Origin of the sequence: Streptomyces sp. 8L, assembly GCF_020176795.1 — a bacterium.
Lineage (GTDB): Bacteria > Actinomycetota > Actinomycetes > Streptomycetales > Streptomycetaceae > Streptomyces.
In genome coordinates this window covers 1-1,596 of the sequence record NZ_JAIUKE010000121.1, presented here as the reverse complement: position 1 = coordinate 1,596, position 1,596 = coordinate 1, and the positions used below count along the sequence as shown (strand labels likewise).

1 protein-coding gene is annotated in these 1,596 nt (G+C 68.2%); it reads left to right on the top strand.

The window, feature by feature from the left end:
* Positions 1 to 137 precede the first annotated feature (137 nt).
* The gene (locus LCE31_RS12235) at positions 138 to 1,253 is read left to right on the top strand and encodes a hypothetical protein (protein ID WP_225014233.1); all 1,116 of its coding nucleotides are present in this window, start codon (positions 138 to 140) and stop codon (positions 1,251 to 1,253) included.
* Positions 1,254 to 1,596 lie beyond the last annotated feature (343 nt).

Genomic DNA, 1,596 nt, shown 5'->3' with positions numbered 1-1,596 from the left:
CCCGCCCTCGCGGCCCCGTCCCGGGTGCCCGGCCCCCCCCCCACCCCCCCCCCCCCCCCCCCCCCCCCGCTGTGCGCGGGGGGGGGCCCCCCCCCCCCCCCCCCCACCACAGCAAGAACAAGGACGATAGCCCAGCGATGCTCTTCGCAGCTGAGGCGCTGAACTCCCGTGGCCCGTCGCAACGTGCGCACCGGAATACGCTGGTCTTCCTCGCCCCGGACAAGAAGCGGATCGACGAGTTGATGGAGGCCGCGCGCGAGTACCTCGGCTGGCACAGGGTCCTGGACCGCGCCGACGAACTCGACCTCAACCCCAGCCAGCGCCGCCAAGCCGAAAGTCGCATCAAGGGGGCCGACGAGAAGGTCCAGCTGCGCATAGCTGAGACCTACCACTGGGCACTGGTGCCCGAGCAGCGCGAGGACCCGGCGCGTCCCGTGCAGTGGGAGGCCATCAAGGTCGAGACCAGCAAGCCGGATCTGGCCGTGCGCACCGCGGAGCGGCTCAAGCGTGAGGCCCTGCTGTGGCTGCAGCAGGCCCCGGCGCTGCTACACCAGAAGCTGACCGGCCCGCTCGCCTCCATCTGGCAGCGCGATGGCCACATCAGTGTCGGCCAGCTGTGGGAGCTGCACACCCGATACCCATACATGAACCGCCTGCGAGACCGAGCGGTGCTCGACCAGGGCATCGAGGACGTGCTGCACATGATCGGCTGGGAAACGGAAGGCTTCGCCCTGGCCACCGGCTACGACCAGACCGCCACCCGTTACGACGGACTCGTGCTACCCGGCGGCGACACCCGCTTCGGACAGATCACCAACTCCACCCTCCTGGTCCGGCCAGACCTCGCAATTCTGCAACGCCAGGCAGACGGGGAAGCCGCAGCCGTGGTACCTGCACAGCGGGCCAGCCAGGAAAGCGAGACGACGCCCGCAAGCGCTCTCCCAGCCGAGAGCACCCCAGGACTTGGCCTGACGCTCCCCGCCGAAGTCGGCCAGGAGCAGCCCAGTCAGCTCACTATCCCGCGCAACACCCGCTTCTATGCCCGCGCAGTGCTCACCCCCGAGCAGTACAGCAAGAACGCCAGCAAGTACGCGATCGAGATCCTCCCGCATCTCGACCTCGTCGACTCCGAGGTCGAGATCACCGTAGAAATCCATGCAAAGCGGCCCGAAGGCTTCGGCGACGACAAGGTGCGCATACTCCGCGAGAACGCGAACACCCTCAAGCTCGAAGCCGAATTCGAATCGGAGTAGTCGCCGGACGAAGGAGTAGCGGAGGGTTGCAGTTCGGGTTGCATTCACCTCCGTCCGAGGGAATCCGAAGGCGACCGTGCTGAGTCCTGCGCCGCAGGTCAGGACAGTGCCGAACTCGGGTGGACCCCCATACGGACAGTTGGAAAGCGTGTTGGGGGCAACCCCTCACGAGTTCGAATCTCGTATCCTCCGCTCATGCTCTCACCGGGCATAACGTCGATGGGCCCCCCCCCCGGGGGGGGGGGGCGGCCCGGGGGGGGGGGGGGGGTTTTGGTTGAGTTTGCAGCCCGCACCGGGCGGGCGGCCCCGCGCGCGCGAGACAGCGGGAGGGTGTTTTTGCGAT

What these genes read in the sequence shown, in the direction of transcription:
- LCE31_RS12235 (WP_225014233.1), top strand. Translation starts at nt 138, where the DNA reads ATGCTCTTCGCAGCTGAGGCGCTGAACTCCCGTGGCCCGTCGCAACGT.